We start from the raw sequence: 18,050 nt of genomic DNA, 5'->3' as shown, positions 1-18,050 counted from the left end.
ATTCACCTATCTTTTTAAATCATGTTATAAATTCGCCAAAATCTGTCTACAAAGAAGGTGAGCGATAATTAACGGAGGAACCAGATGAACCGACAGCAACGAAGCAATCTTATCGAATTCCAGCCCAGGGCTTTTAATGCCGGGACAGTAGAATACATTAATTCACAGTGGGTTTTTTTTGATGAAGAAACTGAAGAAGCTGCACTTGTCGATGAATTTATCCATCAGGAAGTGGAAGTGCTGCGGAACAATAAATGGTGCAAGGGATTTTTATTAGACAATGGCTGTATCCAAACTGGCAATGAGAAATTTTTTTTGCAGGACCAGGAATTGGTCAGGATCAGAAAACAGCTGATTTATTCATTTGAGCGGCTGCTCGATGAGCTGAATGATGAAGCATTTGTCCAATTCCTCAACACATTGAATTCGCTCAATTTTTCAATTTATGATTGCATTTATTGTTATAACCACCTGACCTTCCTTGATAATGAAAACGGAGTTTCAGGAGTGAATTTCTTAGTCCTCGACAATGAAGAAATGATTTGCAATGTCCAGCATCACTTTGATTACCATGAAAAACAAAATGACAGATTTGAAATTACAATGAGCACTGGCAAACGAGCGGTCATTGAAAGAATTTCCTAAGAAAAGCAGGAAAGTTGGATAAACGAAACGTAAAGAAGAGCCTGCACATCAAGTGCAGGCTCTTCTTTCATCAATTTTAGGCATATTCAGCTTTTTCAAAAGTACGGAATCCTCTTTCGAAAGCTTTAGATTCAAGTGGTTTTTGGATATAGTATCCCTGTGCGTAGTGGCAATCCAAATCTCTTAATATATTGATTTGTTCGTGCGTTTCAACACCCTCCGCGACAATTTTGATGGCAAGGCCCTGGCCCATTGTAATGATCGCCTTGACGATGGCGATATCAGAGGGGTCATCATGGAGGTTGTTGATGAAGGACTGGTCAATCTTAAGCGTATCGATCGGCAGGTTCCGCAAATAGCTTAGCGAAGAATAGCCAGTCCCAAAGTCATCAATCGAGACCTTCACCCCTATATCCTGTAAAGCTCTCATGACGGAAATGCTATAGGCAATATCTTTCAGCATCGCACTTTCTGTCAGCTCCAGCGACAAGTATTCAGGCTCGAGCTTAGAGAACTCGAGCGCATTGATAACCTGCCCAATAAAAGCATGCTGCTGGAATTGATGTGCCGAGACATTAACCGAGATACCCAGATTCGGAAATCCTTTTGACTGCCATTCTTTAGTCTGGATACAGGCAGTTGTCAGCACCCACGCGCCAATTTCCTCAATCAAGCCAGTTTCCTCAGCCAGCGGTATGAATTGAGCCGGTGATACAAGACCAAGGTGAGGATGCTGCCAGCGGATCAGCGCTTCCGTACAGGTAATCTCGCCGGATTTCAAGTCCATAAGAGGCTGATAACAAAGATAAAACTCTTCCTTCTGAAGCGCCTTTCGCAAATAACTTTCCAGTTCAAGGCGGATCATTGCCTGGTCGTTCATTCCGTTTGAGAAATAAGTAATTTTATTTCCACCTTGATTTTTGGAACGATTCATCGCGATGTCTGCATTCTTCAGTAAAACATGTTCCTCAAGTCCGTCTGCCGGAAAAGAACTGATGCCTATGCTTGCAGTCACAATGAATTCTTGATTCTGGTAATATAGTGGCTTCGAGATGAGATTCTGCAACTCCCTTGCGGTTCTCGTCGTCCGCTCGATGCTGACGTCTTTTGACAGCAGAAGGGTGAATTTATCGCCGCTGAATCTTCCCAGGTACGCACCTTTAGGAAGATGCTTCTGGATCCTTTCAGCAAGCTCCTTCAAGACGATGTCACCAGCATAATGCCCGAGGCTGTCGTTGATAATTTTGAAGCGATCGATATCAATGACCAGTACCGCGAGTACCTCTTTCTTTTTCCTGGCACTGCGGATCATTTCTTCTAGCTGTTCTGTGAATCTCATCCTGTTCGGCAAACCTGTATCATGGTCATAGTACGCAAGCTGGATGATCTTTTCTTCCGTTTTTTTCTGGCGGGTTATATTCCGCCCAATTCCATACGTGCCCACGCATTTTCCGTTTACAGTAATGGGAATATTCTTTATCTGAAAAATCTGCGACTCGCCGCTCTTGACCTGGATTTCGATTGTATAAATCTGGTCTCTGCCTCTAAGGGCCTGGATAAAATGCATTTTTGCTCGCGGCACATCTTCTTGGTTGATAAAATCCAGCGCTGATTTGCCTATGACCTCCTGCTCACTGAACCTGAAGGTTTTTAAAAACGATTGATTCACACTTGTAAAATTACCTTGTAAATCAGTTGAATAGACAAAGTCGCCATTGTTGTCGAACAGCGAACGGTAGTATTGCTCGGAAATCTTTAAGCTTTCATTCAAATGGAGGATGTCTTGTTGGGAGGTTTCTACTAAGTAGGTTAGAGTGTTTATTGTATACTGATTTTGTTTTTGCAGAATGGTTTCAAGTTCTGGCTTGCTGAATTCTGTAAAAGTAATGATAACCTGTTTTTCGGCAGCCAGATGGCCCGCTGACTCACAGCTCATCATCGCAGCATGCGGCAACTGATTTTTAATAGATTGCTGCAGACAATGAAGGTCAGGCTCATCTTCCTGCCTGAAAAAAATTTGCACCAAAAGATTGGGGCAAGTTGGGAATGAATTGCTCTCTATAAAGCTATTAAGTTGTCCGTCATTTTCGTAAACGCAGCTTTTTGTCGTAGCCATTGCAATCTCCAATATTATTCATATTTCTCCAATATCCCTACCTCTTAAAATACCATATTTCCATGGACGATGATATGACAAAAAAAGAAAAAGCTGGCATCTAAAAGCCAGCTTTTTTCGACAAATCCAATATTAAAACATGTCTGTTCCTAGTGGAAGCGAGAATCCTAAATATAGTACTAGCAGCACTGCAACGATGAATTGAATCCATAAAACAGAAGCTTTTTCGTTCTTCTTCGTGCGGATTAAAATCATTTCCAGCATGGAAATAACCCATAATCCTACTGCTGCTTTCAATACATACATCATGCTAATAGTTGAAATACCGAACAGAAGCATGAAGCCAGTCACTAGAATCAGCAGATAAAACAGTCTTAAAACCATATGTACGATTTTAGAACCTTTTTCCTTGCCGCTCTTATGTAATCCAAGTGAAACGAAAAATAAAATAAGCGCCAAAAACCACGCAGTCATATGTGCATGTATCATTTACCCGTCCTCCTAACATCAAATTCTAAAATATCATACCACATTGGCGTGGAAAATCCTAAATATAAGGTGAGGATATACGTAAAAGAAAGCCTAGCCTTTGACGGTATTCTTCAACGTCCCGATTCCCTCTACTGTTATCTCAATTACATCCCCGCCCTTTAAGAATCTTGGCGGTTTAAAGCCTTTTCCAACACCAGCGGGCGTGCCGGTTGCGATAATATCACCAGGTTCCAATGTCATTCCCTGCGAGAGGACTGAAATGATTTCCTCAATGGGGAAAATGAATTTCTCTGTGTTTGAATCTTGTCTGACCTCGTCATTCACAGTCGTCTGGATATTTAAATTGTTAGGATTTTCGATTGCAGACTTGTGCACGATCCATGGGCCCATAGGACATGTCGTATCAAGGCTTTTTCCAATAAAAAACTGCTTGTGCTTAGCTTGGAGGTCGCGGGCGGTTACATCATTCACGATTGTATAGCCAAACACGTGATCCAAAACTTTCTCTCTCTCAATGGCTTTTCCTTCCTTGCCAATAACTACTGCAAGTTCTCCTTCATAATCCAATTGCTCTGTCACATTCTTATGCTCAAGGATTTTCTCACCGTCGCCAATGACGGAAGTAGGTGCCTTCGTGAACACCATGATGTGTTCAGGAATGTCATCCTTGCTTCCCATTTCAATGGCATGGTCCGCATAATTTTTGCCAACACAGAAAATATTCTTGGATGGCTTCGGAATTGGTGCCATCAATGTCACCGTCTCCAGCGGGAGATAGAGGTCTTCATCTAGGGGCTGTTCTTTTGCCCATTGAACTATCTTCTGCGCTTCCTGAATAAATTGTTCACCTAATGCGATCGCATCAATCATTGCCGCTGGTATTGCGAATTCTCCATTCATTTTTTCAGAAGCTGACACCAGCGAAAGAACATGGGTTCCATCTTCATTGACAATCCCGATAAAGATACCAGACTCATTTTTAAAAGTACCAAATTTCATTATTTTATACCTCCTGGAAATTTATTTTTTTGGCTCTGTTAAACTAGGCTGTTGATTTTCGTTTCAGGCGCTTCGCTTTCCGCGGGGGAAGAATTATGAAAAAGTTCAAAAACCAACTTTTTCAAAGAACAAATTCTTCTTTGCTGGCGCTGAGCCTCCTCGTCGCTTCGCTCCTGCGGGGTCTCATCTGACCAGCTAAGCCCGCAGGACATTGATTAAGCTTCCTCGAACCTGCCCACGCACGATGAAAATGCGTTAGCATTTTCGGAGGAGTCTACGCGCCTTCCACTACAATCAACAGGTATTAAATACAACATTGGGCTTTAACAGACCCATTTTTTTGATAACTTTGCAATGAATTCTTCTGTTTCGAGAGGAGTTGTAAAATGATAAATTTCTTTGCCTTCTAGCCTGTACTGTTCTAATTTTTCAATGATGGCAGGAGCCTTTTTGCGTTTATATTCTGCAACCCATTTTATGAACTGCCAATCTAGCTTTTCTGGACAGCCTTCATTCATATCGGGCCTGGTACGGCCGTGATACATTATCCTTCTTTTAATGATTCCATAGAGGCATCTCGTGGTGGAATAATCAAGAAAGATAACAGTGTCAGCAGCCTGTGCTCTTATATCCATCGTGCCTCCAAAGTTCCCATCGATAATCCACGTTTCTTCCTTAATGATTTTGAGGACAATTTCTTCCCATTCATCTTTCCCTGTCATTTTCCAGCCCGGTTTCCAGTACAGTGCGTCAAGATGGTGTACCTTGATGCCAATCACTTCTCCAAGCTTCCTTGCAAGTGTGGATTTGCCCGCGCCGCCGCTGCCGATAATTATTACTTTCTTCACGATGCTTCTCCCTTTTTGAAACGCTGCTTTTTCATGTATGTACCGCTTCTCCAAAGCCATTCTACCGGGCCATAGTAATATCTTTTAACCCACCAGCTGCTTACCGCAAGCTGAAAAGCATAGATAATCAACGCAAGCATCGTTCCAGCAAAAATAGAAATTTTTCCATAGTATCCGAGTCCATAGCTATAAAAAATCAGGGTTGAGAATACAGATTGAAATAAGTAATTGCTGATGGAAAGCCTGCCAGCTGCTGCCAGCGGGGAAAGCACTCTATCAAACTTTCTGTTCTCTGAGAAAAGGGCAATGAATAACGCATAAGCCATCGCAAGCATTGCTCCGCCGAAAACATCCTGGGCATAATCTGTCATCAAATTTCTCCCACCCAAGTAAGGAAGAGCTTTTATCAGCAACCCTATAAGAGCGAAGGCAGCAGCATAATAAGCGATCTTCCGACTATTCGCTTCCACATTTTCAAACAGCCTCATTTTCGCCGCGCCAGCTCCGATCAAAAATAACGGAAGAATCGTGATAAAGTAAAAGATCAACCCCATAAGATTATTGTTTTCGTACCATTCTGATGTCCTTTGCTTAGTTACCTCAGCAAAACTGCCAGTTTGATAGACTTGAATTGCCTGATCCGCAGCTAGCTTGTCATACATTGAGAACTCCGCACCGCCACCGAGTGTGGCAGTCGCTCCCAGCATAAGCAGCAACAGCAAATTCGGAACTATGTATAAAGTCATTCCAGCTATAAGCAGCCGTTTTGCACTCCAGCCAATAAAAAGGAGGAATGCGAAGCCACAGACTGAATAGGTAATCAATATATCTCCTTCCCAGACGAGGAAGGTGTGCATAATGCCGATTACTAACAGAATGGAAAGTCGCCTTAATGCTAACGCGTTAAACTTCAATCCCTTCTCGAGACTGCGTTCTCTTAAAATAACAAGTCCATATCCGAACAGCATCGCAAACAGCGGATAAAAACTGGCCTGGACAAATAGATCAATGAATCTGTATGTAACTAAGTTAAGTCTTCCATCCCACCATGTTTCTGGATCGATATTGAAATAAGGGGAATGAAATGAAATCATGTTCACTAGAAAAATCCCTAATAAAGAAAATCCCCGCATCCTGTCAATCGATACTATCCTTTTCCCATCTGAAACTTTTAAATCCATATTCCCCCTCATTTCATCGAATAGTCTACATCTACTCTATGTATATCACACAAATCCCTTCAAGCCAAAAATATATGAAGAAGGACCGCTCTGGAAGTTGAGCAGTCCACGTCATCTCTTAATTTACGAATTTCCCTGACTTGCCTTTCGCTTCCCAATACTCATTCCTCAAGTGAACCTTTTGGATTTTTCCAGAAGCCGTTTTCGGCAATTCTTTTACAAACGAAACTCCCGTAATCGCTTTGAAATGGGCCAGCTTTTCCCTTGAAAAAGCAATCAAATCATGTTCTGAGACCTGTTCATTTTCACGCAGCACAACATATGCATGAGGTGTTTCTCCCCATTTTTCATGAGGGAGGGCAATTACTGCCGCCTCCAGGACGGCCGGATGGTCATAAAGGACACCCTCTACTTCTATAGAAGAAATGTTCTCGCCTCCGCTTATAATGACATCCTTCTTACGGTCTACGATATCAATATTACCGTATTCGTCTACTGTGGCCATGTCCCCTGTATGGAGCCAGCCATTGCGGATTGCTTCCATCGTTGCCTCTTCATTTTTCCAGTAGCCTTTCATGACGCCATTGCTTCTGGTGATGACTTCCCCAATCTCCATACCGTCATGGGCCACTTCTTCGCCATAATCATTCACCACTTTTACCTGGCAGCCAATCATCGAGATTCCTGCCTTGGCTTTCATCCGATATTGTTCATTCAAAGGAAGCTGTTTCAAGTGCGACCTTACAGTGGAAATGGTACTTAGCGGCGACGATTCTGTCATGCCGTACACCTGGATGAATTCCCATCCAAGTTCTTTTTCCACCCGTGTCACGAAGGCCGGAGGTGGTGCGGAGCCGGCAATGACTACCCTGACCTGCTGATCAATGGCCGGGACATTCTTTTCATAAAATTGGAGCAATGAATTCAATACAGTTGGAGCCATATGCATGACGCTTACTTTATGCTTTTCCAATGCCTTAAAAATGGTCTCAGGAGTCGTTTTGCGCAGGCATACCTGCGAAGATCCATTGGCTGTGTAATAAAATGGCGATCCCCAGCCATTCACATGGAACATTGGCAGAACATGGAGCAATACATCCTCATCGCTGACCCGCAAATGATGCATCGTGCTCAGAGCATGGAGATAATTGTTCCGGTGTGTGAGCATGACGCCTTTGGGATTGCCTGTCGTACCGCTCGTATACAAGAGACTGCAGATATCATTTTCGTCAAGCTGTTCGCGGTCGAAGGCTTCGGGAGAATACTGAAGAAGCCATTCGTCATAACCCATTTCATTGAGACTTTCTTCTTTATAGTGGACAATGATTTGCTGAACCGTTTCCAGCTGGTCTCGAATCGGTGCGATGAGATGGTACAAATCCTGATCAACAAACAAAAATTTCGATTCACTATGGTTCAGGATGAACAAATAATCATCTGGCTTCAAGCGGATGTTAAGAGGCACCATCACGCACCCCAGCTGGAATACGCCATAAAAACCTTCGAGCATTTCAATCGAATTCGGCGCAAGGTACGCAATCCGATCACCCTTTCCGGCTCCAAACTTTTGCAATCCATCAGAAAGCCTGTTCACCCTCTCATTCAGTTCAGAATATGTAAGCGCCTTGTCCTCAGAAAAAATAGCTTTCTTGTCTCCATATAATGACACCGCACGATCAAGAAACTGGTTCAACAGCAATGGAACGTTCATGATTCTGCCTCCCGTATGAAAATTCAAAATATATAAATATTTTACCATATTTCCATAACTGTTATATATTTTTTTATCTGTTATATAACATTCTTTGTTGATTCGATATAGGCATATTAATCACATTCTCTGGGTGGGCACATAGACTAATAAAGAAATCCAAGTAAAAGGGTGTTGCTTATGCCAGCAATTGTTGGGGTCGCTCAGGTCATTTCGCTCGGTAACAGTTCTGTCTTCCATATTGGCGACGTATACAGTATCAGCCCGGTTTCCAACGCTAAAACCTTTTCAGGAGCTGGTTCATTCAATACCGGGGACGGATTGACTGTGTACAATAACCAAAGCTCGACAAACACCTATGACCCGGATGCAGTCGATCAAGGAAATTATTTAAATGTATAATGCGGGTGATTCAATATGAATTTCTATATACAGCAATCCATTCATATTAATATGTTAAAGATTAATGGAATTACAAACTCTTCTGTTCTGCAAATTGGCAGCGCTGGAATGATCAAGCCTGTATCTTATCTATACAATACCGGAGGATTTACAGGACCTGCACCTCAAGCTATGCATCCCAGCCAAGCCTCAAGTGGGTTTACAGGAGTTTCCAACACACTTGAGTCACCAGCTGTTCCATTGCAGGCTCCGGTCCTTTAATCGTCAGAGAGTTCAAAATAACTGGTTGAAGACGAGGTGATTCGTTTGGATGCGGAATTCTATCAGTATATAAAAAGGCTGCACTTGTATGTGGAACACCAGAGCAAAAAAACAGCCAGATTGGAGAAGCTGGTCCAGGAGCTGCAGCAGGAAATTGCTGTCTTGAAGGAACGGCCACCGGTTCAAATCGGAAATATCGAGTATAAATTCGACCAGTTGAAGGTAGAAACGCTTGAAGGCACATTGAATATTGGCTTGAATCCAACTGAACTGGATGGAATCGAGGACTTCACCGTTGATCAGAAAGCTGTGAATGTCCCTGTCCCGCCGAAGCAATTGTTCAAAAGAACCATCGAAATCGAAACGGCTCTTAACCACTATCTCGAAACAGATTTAGAGGGTATTTACCGGGATGCCCAAAAGAAGCTCGGCATCAATGTTGATGATTCATATTTTACTTTCATAAAAGAAGATATAAAAAAACAACTGTCAGGCAGGGTGGCCGCACATATAAAAGAACAATCCACCAATCATCGAGGTACTGAATTCAGCCCTGAACTAAATGAACAAGTGATAGGCCTCCTTATGCAAGAAATCCAGAATGGTGTATTCCTGTTCCTGAAAAACCTGCCAGACAAAGTGAAGGAAGGAAGCTCAGAATGAATTTCCAAGTTTATAACCGTGATATTTGTGTCGGCGACATCAGGGTCATCGGGGTATCCAGTTCCTCACTGCTGATGGTTGGGGATGCTGAGACGATCCAGCTGGCAGCGACCTTCGATACACCAGCAGAATCACTGATTATCGGACCGTTTGTTCCGCTGTCACCGGATGCGTGATCGCTATGCTCCAGAGAATAGCGTGTGTGGACCATATAAAAGTGGACTCCGTATCTTTCTCCTCCATCTTCCAAATTGGAGATTCAGAACAGATTTGCGGGATCTCAAGAGCGATTGCCGTTCAGCGCGAAGCCGAAATCTTTTATACAAACGAAGGCAGTTTTGGCGCTTATCCCATTTTTTCTGAAGCGATTCCTTTTGAACCGATGACTGAAAGTCTCAACGGCTCAACCCAGAACCTCAATCCAGTTTTAAAGGTAAGGAATATTGGCATCATGGGTGCCTCCTCCTCATCGGTCGTCCACATTGGGAACAGTCGCCATATTTCCATGGAAGCGCGGGTTAAGCACATACGCCAGCTCCTGCCGCGAAGGAATCATGTTGATTAGCATATGGCCATGTGTCGATAAAAAAAAAGCGGTAGCGGTAGCCGTAACCGCAATTGAAAAATAAATAAAGGCAGAAAAGGATGTTTTCAAAATGCCAGCAATTATTGGTCCTGTACAAATAGTGAATGTTGGCGGCGGGACAGTGCAGTTTGGTGACACGCTGTTCATCTCGCCAAAAAGCAATTCAAAAACAGTAGCTGGCCAGGGTGGCTTCAATACAGGCGGATTCATCATCACCAATAATGGATTCAGTGCCAGCAATGTGCTTGATGCCAATCTGATTGACCAGCCGACAGTCGGAAATAACTAACGCTTCTTTTGTTTCCGATCATTAGATTTTGAAATCCTCGGCAGCCTTGTAGAAGGCTGTTTTTTTATCCACTTCAAAAATTTTTGTATGTCCGGATGCTGTTTCAACATCTCCACCGTGCTCAAATTCATTGCGAGTTCCTCATTGGTGAACAGAGCATGAATTTGTTTATGGCAAGGGATACAGAGGTCTGCCGTTGGCATGAAGGTGCCTCCCATTTCCTTTGGAGTCAGATGGTGAACGGTTACTTCTACCTCTTCCCTTCAGCATAATTCACACGTTCCAATTTGTTTTTTCTTCGCCATTGGGTGATTCCCTCCCCACTGGATCAAGTTCCAAGTCATCTTTACTCTCTTCATGCATATATAAAAAAACCGGTCAGGAATATTGTTCACATCTGACCGGTTTTTTTATTTCATAATATTATAGTACTTCCAGCTCCAAAAGGTGGCCTCCATCGAAGAAGTACAGATACTTCTCATCTACCGGCTGCTTCCAGACTTGTTCGATCGCTTTAGCATACAAACTGAGCTGGATTCGGTAGCGTTCTTCCAGGATGGGACTTGCCTGTTCAAAACCGCCTTTGTAGCGGTCATGGATACCATCTGTCTTAAAGTCGAGCAAGACTGTTCCTTTTTCATCCTGGAAGATGCAGTCGACAACCCCCTGGATGAAAATGGGTTCATTTTCACCCTGCCAGTCTGGATACACTTCCCTCGCTGGCAAGGCAAGGTAAAATGGAACTTCACGACGGACCTTCTGGGCATTCATGAGCCGTTTTCCGATTTCGGTTTCAAAAAAGGCAAGAATCCACTTTTTCTCGATCGCGTCTCTCTGCTCTGGGAAAAGCAGTTCCTTCTTGACCATTTGTTCAAGCTGGAGTTCAAGTGAGGCTTCAGTTACAGACTCAGTAAGATCGATGTGCTGCATGACCATGTGCATGGCCGTACCTCGTTCCGCTGGTGTCAGTTTCTTTTCCTGCATAAATCTTGGCCTGTTGAGGATTGGTTTTGTAAAACGGCGGACGATCTGCGTGCCGCTTTCCTCATCCCTTGCTTCATGGTTCCTTTTTAGTTCAGTCACCGATTGCTTGGAGCGGTGGTGCGCCGCTTCCTTGTAAAGATAGCTCCAAGAAAGCTGATTGTACACAGCTTCTGCCATATCGGATTCCATATTCACCGGTTTTCCAGCAGCGACAAGGTCCAACAAGCTTTCATGTTCTTCTGTTTTCTCCTCTGCATACGAAGCGACTTCCTCAGCTGTGATCGTTTTGATTCTCCAGCTCGACGGGTGTCTGCTGATTTCCTCACCAAGTGCTGGATGAAGACTGGATTCGCCTCCCCTTATTGATTCGCAATCATTATGGCGGATGACTGCAGGGCCAATCCAATCAATAAACCCTGTGGCTGACGCTCTTAAGTACTCATCAAGCAGCCATTCCGGACGGCTTGCTTCGTCCTGCCACTTGCTGATCATTTTTTCAGCATCCTTAACAGAACCAATCAAGTAGAGCTTTTCCTTTGCCCTCGTCAGGGCAACATACAGCACCCTCATTTCCTCGGCGAGCATTTCCATCTTATGCTTCCGTCTGAAGGCAAGCTGAGGGAGCGAAGGATAGGAAATGCGTTTTTCAGGATTGATATATTTAGCAGCAAAGCCAAATTCTTTATCCAGCATATAAAACTTCTTCAGATCCATCGTGTTGAAATGCCTTGCGAGACCAGCTGTGAATACAACTGGGAACTCAAGACCTTTGCTGCTGTGGATTGTCATGATCCTGACAACATCCTCCTGCTCTCCAAGTGCCCTTGCTGCGCCAAGATCATCGCCGCGTTCACGCATCCGTTCGATGAAGCGCAAAAAGCGGAACAGTCCACGGAAGGTGGTTGCCTCATATTGCCTGGCTCGGTCATAAAGAGCACGCAGGTTTGCTTGGCGCTGCTTGCCGCCAGGCATTCCCCCGGCAAAATCAAAGAAACGAGTCTCCCTGTAGAGCTGCCAGATCAAATCGGAAACAGAGCCCTGCCTTGCAGCTGTTCTCCATGACTTCAAGCGATCAAAGAACTGGCTTGTCTTCTCATACAATTCTTCATTATCCGCTGTTGGCTTTTGCATGCAAAAAGTGGTCAGCGCTTCATAGAAGGCGCCTCGTTTCTGGCTGATTCTGATTACTGCCAAGTCCTCTTCGTTCAAGCCGACAATCGGCGATCTGAGGACAGCAGCAAGCGGGATATCCTGATATGGATTGTCAATCACCTTCAGCAATGAAAGCATGACCGCCACTTCTGTTGCCTGGAAATAACCAGTCGACAGATTCGCATAGATCGGGATGCCCTGCTGCTTGAATTCTTCCATGATTTGCGGCGCCCATGTCATCGAGCGGAGCAGGATGACAATATCCCGATAATTGACAGGCTTCGAGGTTTTCGTTTTTGGATTATAGACTCCCCGGCGCTCCTCAACCATATCTTTAATATGCTTCGCCATCAGCCTTGCTTCAAGCTGCGATTGCTCGAGGTCATCAGCATCGAATTCACTGGCTGCTGTTTCACTCTCCTCAGCCGACTCTGTTTCTGATGAACTTCCTTCGCCCCTATCAATGAGCAAAAGCTCGACAGGGAATTGTTCATCCTCTGGATATGGGGCTCCTTTTTTCAGCTCAGCGTTTTCATCATAATGAATCTCACCGACCTTGACGCCCATGATCTGTTTGAATAGATAATTCGTCCCGTCAAGTACTTCGCTGCGGCTCCTGAAGTTCTTCGCGAGGTCGACTTTTAAGCCAGACTGCTCGCCATCAGCGGTGAATCTGTTGTATTTGCCTAAAAACAGTTTAGGTTCGGCAAGACGGAAGCGGTAGATCGACTGTTTCACATCGCCAACCATGAACAGGTTCCCGGTTGCTTCACCATCCGCCGTTACAAGCTGAAGAATCGCTTCCTGGACCAAATTCGTATCCTGGTATTCATCTACAAGCACTTCCTTGAATTTCTTCCGGTAAGCACGCGCTGCTTCTGAAGGTGTTGCTTCAGCTGACGGTAATTCGCCTTCAATGCCAGATTGGGCAGCCAGGATTTCAAGCGTGTAGTGCTCGAGGTCAGAGAAATCAACAAGCCCGCGCTCCTGCTTCACTTCTTCAAAACGGCGAGAGAATTCCTTTACAAGGTCGATCAGGACTGCAATCAAAGGTTTCATCTCTTGCATATCCTTCAGGAAACTCTCCGACCTTCTGGAAAACAATTCGCTCCTTAAATCCTGAACGATTTTCTTTGCCCTGTCCCTAAGCTTGGAAGCCTTATCGACAAGATCTTTATTATAATCGTCGCCTTTACACATCTTTGCACGGCCGAAATTTGCAAGCTGGATGGCATCATAAAGCTCAGACCAAGATTGTTCTTTGGCATTTAACAAGGTAACAACAACATGGAGGTCCTCTGTAAAATTCACTGCCCTCGGCGCAGGGCCTCCAGGCATTTTTGCAATCTCCAAGCCTTGTGCGAGAAGCAGCTTTGCTCCCTGGAGCTGAAGCTCTATATCTGCCATCAGCACCTTCATAAAAGGTAGTTCCTCAATGGTCGTGCTGCCTGCCGCATCATACATGGATACAATCGAATCGAGATATACATCCGGTGATGGGTTTGACCTTGCAAAATCAAACAGGTCAACGATGATATCCTTCAATCCTTCGTCGCTGCGGTCATTGGTAAAAGCATCGACAAGGTTGAAAAATGGCTGGTTTCCATCCTTCCCATACTCTTCTTCAAAAAGATCCTCAATGACTTCGTCCCTTAATAGCTGACCCTCAGTTTCATCGGCAATCCTGAAACCGGGATCGACATCTATTAGATAATAGTACTTCCTGATCACATCAAGGCAAAAGGAGTGGAGAGTAGAAATGGATGCCCTGTTCAACAGGCTGAGCTGCTTTTTTAAATGGACTGAACTCGTGTTGCTGTCAATCGCTTTCTCCAGTGCCTCCCCAATCCTGTGGCGCATTTCCGCAGCCGAGGCATTGGTGAACGTCACTACGAGCAGCTCATCGACATCAATCGGATTGTTCTCTGAAGTAATTTTCTTTATGATTCTTTCCACCAGCACCGCTGTCTTCCCAGAGCCGGCCGCTGCCGCGACAAGTATGTCCTGCCCCGATGCCATGATCGCCTTCCATTGATCCTCCGTCCAGGTTGCCCCTTCCGGTACAGGCGGTATATTCATTTTAGCCAAGATCCTCTTCCTCCTCTCCGATTGATGCCAGGATATCGAGCTTCTTTATTTCCTCTAATCTATCAGAACTTACAGGCAAACCATCATCTGCCTTAAGGCTTTCATCATGGCGAAGCACTTCAAGCAAATCGTCCTTCTTGATGACCGGCAGCTTCCTGAAGTCATTCGATTCCACTGCCTGGTCAAACTGGCATACTGGCTTGAAGGAACAGAATGTACATGGTGCGCGGTCTTTGAGTTTATAAGGTGAAACATCCACGATCCCGCTGACAATGCCGTTTCCAGTTTCCACATACTTTTGCCGCACGAATTGTCTCAGATTATCAAAGTCTTCCTTGCTGGCAACCTTCGAGCTTTTAAGGAGGTTTCCATCCTTCTTAAAACCAGCGGAAATGATTTGTGAGCTTCCTGTGTCCATACTCTTGTCCATTAGCCTGATGACATTCTCATCGTTAAGAAGCAGTCCATTCATTTTGAAGCGTTTGAGAATTTCCTCTTCTATTTCTTCAATCGTAAGCATTTTGGAAGCATTGACAATCGGGTTATGGACATGGAAGTACAGGACTCCAGCAGGATCTGCCTGCCTTCCTACCAATAATGGAGAATGGGTGATGATGATGTCCAGATAGGTGAGCATCTGCAGCGCTACTCCATGATAAACCTCTGTCAAATTGACATCCTTCACACTAGATTTATAGTCGACAACCCTTAGGTAAACACCATGGTCATCCTCTGCTTTATCGACTCGGTCGATACGGCCCATCAATTCCATCCTCGTGCCATTTTTCAGTGAAAACGCTAGCGGCGGCAGCTTTCCCTGGCGGCCAAAGCCGAGCTCAAGACCAACGGGGGAGAACCCGCTGACCTTCGCATGTTCACTTAACATCAGTGATGCACGGCTGATAATACTTTGCAGTTTCTGCTTGATATAATGGTGCCTGTTCGAACTGAGCAAAATTTCATTCTGCAATTTCGGTGCTAGTTTTTGCACCGCATCACGGGCTAGCTCCTCAGCCTGGGCTCTCGTCAGCTTGGCCCAGCTCAGGTTTTGTTCCATTACCGTTTCGGCGATTTCTTTTAATGCCGCATGGAATAAGTCTCCGATGTCCGGTGCCTCCAGTCGGAATATCTGCCTGTCTCGCAGCTTCAATCCATGCTGGACATAATGTGAGAACGGACAGCTGTTGAAAAGCTCCATCCGCGATACGCTTGCTTCGATTTGCTCTCCGTAGAGCTCCTTTGTGACTGCTTCTGATAGCTGCTTTGCCCGATTTTCGTAAAAAAGGCTGGAAAGTACCTTGCGGGCAGTATCCGCCCAGCGATGGTTCTTCATATAGTAATCGTACACATCCCACCACAAATCATAGACAGGGTAGTTGCGTTTTTTCAGCTGAAGCTGGGAAGTCAAATAGGATAAGGCGACATTTTCACCTGCAGCGTATTCCAGCTGTTCCTGCTCGGGCAATTCCGACGGATCTGGCAGGAAGAAATGGCGTTGATGCTCTGGGAAAAGATCTGACATCCTCTTGATGAAAGAAGAAGGCATCAATGCCTTTCCTTCCTCATTGGCGATTGGATAGCTGATATAAAGCTGCTCAGAAGGCGTAACAAAAGCCTTATAGGCAATGAAATTTTCATCAAGCAGCTTCGTTTTGCTTCCCGGCGCAAGCTTTACTCCTTTTGATTGTAAAAGCTCCCGGTCGTCATCCCCGAAAATTCCATCCTCGGTCATCTTCGCAGGAAGGACTCCCTCATTGACCCCAATGATAAATGCTACTTTGATGTCGGCGAGCCTGGTCTTTTCAAGGTCAGCGACGAGCACCTGATCAATCGCCGGCGGAATTAGCGAAAACTTCAGCGATTCGAAACCGGCATCAAGAATCGAAACGAATTGCTTAGGAGCTACCTTGCTATCTCCAAGCATCTCAACAAACTGGTCGAGCAGGTCAATAACGGCGTTCCAAGCCTGTTCATGCTCTCTCGCTTCAACAAGTCTTCCTTCCTGTTCAGCAGCCAGTCTCCAGAGCTCAAGCTTAGCTGGAATGTCCAGCTCCTCCATGAATAAATAAACAGCCTCGGAAAGCTTTCTCCCATTATCTGCCCTCTTCAGGCGGCGCGCCATTCGCAGAAGCGGTGCGGTAATCAAGAGTCTCAGGTCATTCAATTCCTTTTCAATCTGTTTTTCGGCATCTGTCTGGACAGCGCCGTCATATTCAAGGCCTCTGATTCTTCTATATTTCCAGCGTTCCTTTTTCGTCCATTTTTCGCCTTGGATACCATACGCGAGAACATAGTTTTCAAGAACATCCATCTGTTCACGCTTTTTATTTATATTTGATCCCTCAGGAAACAGCAGGTCCGTTTTTACTGCCCTGAAAATCGGTTCATAACGCCAATTGCCCAATACCGTTTCCAGGCTTGAACGGACAAGCTCGATCAACGGATGGTTCAGCATGTTCCTCTTCTTATCGATAAAGTAAGGGAGTCCATAATCATCGAAGATCGTCTCAAGCACTTCACGATATTCGCTTCCTCTCATGAATACAGCAATATCACGGTACCGATAGCCCTCCTCCCTTGCAAGTCCGCGGATTTTCCGGGCAACCCCTTCCAATTCGGCCCTTCTGTTTGCAGCTTGTGTAATATGGATTGCAGCATCTCCTTGAAATCTGACTGCCGGCCTCGAATCAAACTCTCTTTCAAGATGCCTAAGCGATTCATCCTGCCAGCGTCTCTGGCCAGTCAAAACGACTTCTTCCTCCAGCTCATACCCCTTTGTCTTAATCATCTCATGGATGGTTTGACACGTTTCACCCGTGACCCGGAACAAATGCAGTTCATCAGGCTGTTCATCATTAAAATTCTTATCAACTGGCAGCGCGATCGTTACTCTTTTGCATGTGCCGATCAATTGGTCAATGATCATCAACTCTAGAGGTGTGAAGTTGTAAAATCCATCAATATACACTTCCGCGTTTTTTAAATACTGGGAAGCAGGCACTTTTTCGGCAAGCAGCCTGAAGTAATCTTCTGAGTCGATGTATTTGCCATACAACTCATCTTCAAATTGACGGTAAACAAGCTCCAGGTCGTGGATTTTATCCTTAAGAGCCTTATTACCCTCGGTGCTGCCGTCCATCTTTCCGCCGATTTCCTCAGGTGTAATGGCATACCGCTTGAATTCAATCAGCATCTGTTCCATTTGCTGGACAAAGCCATTTTTATCAGCGGCCTTTTGGAAAATTTTCAAATTATCCTTTTTATCCTCGATAATCTTGCGGATCATCATGCTGATCCCGACGCTGTCCAAATGATGGCGCGTGAATCCCCCGGTTTCCTGAAGCACTCTCCATGCCAGACGCGGGAAGCTGTATACCTGGGCCCGAATCATTCCGCCTAACTCAGGGTCAGTGGATAATCTGTATTCGGATAAGAACGACATTTGTTCAGGAACCAGATAAATGACCGGATCGCCCTGCGGGTCAGCGATTAGCCTGTCCTTTATTTCTTTAATGATCAGCTCGGTTTTCCCGCTCCCCGAGCGTCCTAGTACCATACGCACAGACATCTGACTTCCCCTTTCTCCCTGTTAAAATATTAATCTCTTATGTTGATGATAGCATACTAATTTTT

The 18,050-nt window shown here is 44.8% G+C and carries 16 protein-coding genes; 7 read left to right on the top strand and 9 right to left on the bottom strand.

Annotated features, from left to right (window positions below):
* Positions 1–84: 84 nt before the first annotated feature.
* Positions 85–645 (top strand): DUF2777 domain-containing protein, encoded by a 561-nt coding sequence (locus M3204_RS01060; protein WP_251477274.1) that lies wholly within the window; start codon positions 85–87, stop codon positions 643–645.
* A gap of 76 nt (positions 646–721) precedes the next feature.
* Here M3204_RS01060 and M3204_RS01055 read toward each other — a convergent pair whose 3' ends face one another.
* The 6 genes from M3204_RS01055 to M3204_RS01030 all read right to left on the bottom strand — a co-directional run bounded on the left by M3204_RS01055 (position 722) and on the right by M3204_RS01030 (position 7,992).
* Positions 722–2,761 carry a sensor domain-containing protein gene (locus M3204_RS01055; RefSeq protein WP_251477271.1) on the bottom strand — a complete coding sequence of 680 codons (2,040 nt, stop codon included), beginning with the start codon at positions 2,759–2,761 and terminating at the stop codon, positions 722–724.
* Positions 2,762–2,893: 132 nt separating this feature from the next.
* The gene (locus M3204_RS01050) at positions 2,894–3,250 is read right to left on the bottom strand and encodes a YisL family protein (RefSeq protein WP_251477268.1); all 357 of its coding nucleotides are present in this window, start codon (positions 3,248–3,250) and stop codon (positions 2,894–2,896) included.
* Positions 3,251–3,343: 93 nt separating this feature from the next.
* On the bottom strand, positions 3,344–4,252 hold the full coding sequence (locus M3204_RS01045; protein WP_251477265.1) for a fumarylacetoacetate hydrolase family protein: 909 nt from the start codon (positions 4,250–4,252) through the stop codon (positions 3,344–3,346).
* Between the two features lie 323 nt (positions 4,253–4,575).
* Positions 4,576–5,100 carry a DNA topology modulation protein gene (locus M3204_RS01040; RefSeq protein ID WP_251477262.1) on the bottom strand — a complete coding sequence of 175 codons (525 nt, stop codon included), beginning with the start codon at positions 5,098–5,100 and terminating at the stop codon, positions 4,576–4,578.
* Positions 5,097–6,281: a DUF418 domain-containing protein gene (locus M3204_RS01035; protein WP_251477259.1), complete on the bottom strand. Its 1,185-nt coding sequence runs from the start codon at positions 6,279–6,281 to the stop codon at positions 5,097–5,099. Before M3204_RS01035 ends, M3204_RS01040 begins: the two co-directional genes overlap by 4 nt.
* Before the next feature lie 118 nt (positions 6,282–6,399).
* Positions 6,400–7,992: a long-chain-fatty-acid--CoA ligase gene (locus tag M3204_RS01030; protein ID WP_251477256.1), complete on the bottom strand. Its 1,593-nt coding sequence runs from the start codon at positions 7,990–7,992 to the stop codon at positions 6,400–6,402.
* A gap of 180 nt (positions 7,993–8,172) precedes the next feature.
* Between M3204_RS01030 and M3204_RS01025 the strand changes: the two genes are divergently transcribed.
* From M3204_RS01025 to M3204_RS01000, 6 genes are all read left to right on the top strand, one after another.
* On the top strand, positions 8,173–8,394 hold the full coding sequence (locus M3204_RS01025; RefSeq protein WP_251477253.1) for a spore germination protein: 222 nt from the start codon (positions 8,173–8,175) through the stop codon (positions 8,392–8,394).
* 15 nt (positions 8,395–8,409) lie between these two features.
* On the top strand, positions 8,410–8,655 hold the full coding sequence (locus tag M3204_RS01020; RefSeq protein ID WP_251477250.1) for a spore germination protein GerPB: 246 nt from the start codon (positions 8,410–8,412) through the stop codon (positions 8,653–8,655).
* A gap of 45 nt (positions 8,656–8,700) precedes the next feature.
* Positions 8,701–9,318 (top strand): spore germination protein GerPC, encoded by a 618-nt coding sequence (gene gerPC, locus M3204_RS01015; protein WP_251477247.1) that lies wholly within the window; start codon positions 8,701–8,703, stop codon positions 9,316–9,318.
* Positions 9,315–9,494 carry a spore gernimation protein GerPD gene (locus M3204_RS01010; RefSeq protein ID WP_251477243.1) on the top strand — a complete coding sequence of 60 codons (180 nt, stop codon included), beginning with the start codon at positions 9,315–9,317 and terminating at the stop codon, positions 9,492–9,494. The genes gerPC and M3204_RS01010 overlap by 4 nt, the downstream gene beginning before the upstream one ends.
* Positions 9,495–9,499: 5 nt before the next feature.
* Positions 9,500–9,883: a spore germination protein GerPE gene (locus M3204_RS01005; protein ID WP_251477241.1), complete on the top strand. Its 384-nt coding sequence runs from the start codon at positions 9,500–9,502 to the stop codon at positions 9,881–9,883.
* Between the two features lie 91 nt (positions 9,884–9,974).
* Positions 9,975–10,193, top strand: a complete 219-nt coding sequence (locus M3204_RS01000; protein WP_251477238.1) for a spore germination protein — start codon at positions 9,975–9,977, stop codon at positions 10,191–10,193.
* On the opposite strand, the gene M3204_RS00995 is transcribed toward M3204_RS01000, so the two are convergent.
* The 3 genes from M3204_RS00995 to addB form a co-directional block, all read right to left on the bottom strand.
* Entirely contained in the window at positions 10,190–10,426 is a 237-nt protein-coding gene (locus M3204_RS00995; protein ID WP_251478097.1) for an HNH endonuclease, read from the bottom strand. The genes M3204_RS01000 and M3204_RS00995 overlap by 4 nt on opposite strands.
* Before the next feature lie 190 nt (positions 10,427–10,616).
* Positions 10,617–14,408 (bottom strand): helicase-exonuclease AddAB subunit AddA, encoded by a 3,792-nt coding sequence (gene addA / locus M3204_RS00990; RefSeq protein ID WP_251478094.1) that lies wholly within the window; start codon positions 14,406–14,408, stop codon positions 10,617–10,619.
* Position 14,409: 1 nt separating this feature from the next.
* Positions 14,410–17,985, bottom strand: a complete 3,576-nt coding sequence (addB, locus tag M3204_RS00985) for a helicase-exonuclease AddAB subunit AddB (RefSeq protein WP_251477235.1) — start codon at positions 17,983–17,985, stop codon at positions 14,410–14,412.
* Between the last annotated feature and the right edge of the window lie 65 nt (positions 17,986–18,050).

Source organism: Mesobacillus subterraneus (genome assembly GCF_023715485.1).
Classification (GTDB): domain Bacteria; phylum Bacillota; class Bacilli; order Bacillales; family Cytobacillaceae; genus Mesobacillus; species Mesobacillus subterraneus_B.
The sequence above is the reverse complement of the archived record's forward strand: the minus strand, read 5'-3'. Positions and strand labels throughout refer to the sequence as shown.